Source organism: Dichelobacter nodosus (assembly GCF_001263335.1).
Classification (GTDB): domain Bacteria; phylum Pseudomonadota; class Gammaproteobacteria; order Cardiobacteriales; family Cardiobacteriaceae; genus Dichelobacter; species Dichelobacter nodosus.
Window position 1 is genome coordinate 1 of sequence record NZ_LGVW01000020.1, and the last position, 1,203, is coordinate 1,203.

General features: G+C 36.3%; 1 protein-coding gene. It reads right to left on the minus strand.

The window, feature by feature from the left end:
• Positions 1-19: 19 nt before the first annotated feature.
• Positions 20-1,111: a hypothetical protein gene (locus AKG33_RS03920; RefSeq protein WP_050707979.1), complete on the minus strand. Its 1,092-nt coding sequence runs from the start codon at positions 1,109-1,111 to the stop codon at positions 20-22.
• Positions 1,112-1,203: the final 92 nt, after the last annotated feature.

Sequence of the window (1,203 nt, forward strand, 5' to 3'; positions counted from 1 at the left end):
CTGTTTAATTTAATTGATGTTATTTACCGAATTTTTTGAGCGTTTCTTCATTACTTCTTTTAATATATTCTTTGGTAATTTCTTCTTTTAAGCGGTCAAGCTTTTTGCAAAATGATTTTTCATCATTGCCTAGACGTATGCGGTGACAATAACTTGATAAAACCGTCTCAATGTCTCCTTTCTTAGCGAATTTTTTCTCGTAGGGTAATTTTTCTATACCGCTCAATTCAGCCATAACCACTTGAGTGTAGCGTTTATCAATTTCACGGCATAATTCCTCTGCTGACTTTTCAATATCAGTATGGCGGCAATTATGTGCGTTATCTAGAATTTTTACTTTTTCTTGGAAAGGTATTGAGTCATCGAATTTTAAGAGCGCTTTTTTATCTTCAAAAGTTTGTAATTTTTTAATTAATTCATCGGCTTCATTAATTTTTTGACATAAGTCAGTTAAGCGCGGGTCAAATCTCGGATCCATCGATGCGATTATTCCCAAGGGACAACTTTTAACCGCAAGGGATATGTCTTGAGCTGCTGCCAATTTCTCTGCTTCAGACAAAGTGTCTAAATTTTTAAAACGTTCAGTTAGCAATTGATGACGCACATTTTTTACTTCATCACAGGCTTTTTTTATTAAAACATCGAGTCCCAAATTTTCTATACTAGAGGGATATGAACCGCTACACATAGCACCGCCATCATCACTTTCTTCCAATTCGGGCAGGGCTTCGGCAAAAGGTTTAGCAGCAATCTCTTTTAATTGAGCAAGCGTCATATCGACTCCTTTATGCATTTCTATCACGCCGCGCATCAACGCTTTCCAGCCTTGTTGTTCATTGACCAACAATGCCTTTTTCAAATCGCCCGATTTGATTCCTATCACGGCAATATAAGCATTTTGACAATTGATATCGTCTCTTAATTGCTCCAATGATGATGTTGTTGCATCAGGGGCGCGTAATTTCGTCATACATTCTGTTGAAACACGATTGGCTTCTTCGGGACGATCGTAATAATACTGCGCATCTTTTTCGCCACAGGCAGTTAATAGCAGGGCGCATGAACCAAACAGAAACAGTTTCTTTCCTAACTTGTGCACTCTCAAAATCATCTGGAAACTCCGTAATATTTTGATAACTAATTAAAAAATAAAATTTAATCAAAATAAAAATCAGATTAAATTTGGTTCACAGATTATTTAGT

What these genes read in the sequence shown, in the direction of transcription:
- AKG33_RS03920 (WP_050707979.1), bottom strand. Translation starts at nt 1,111, where the DNA reads ATGATTTTGAGAGTGCACAAGTTAGGAAAGAAACTGTTTCTGTTTGGT.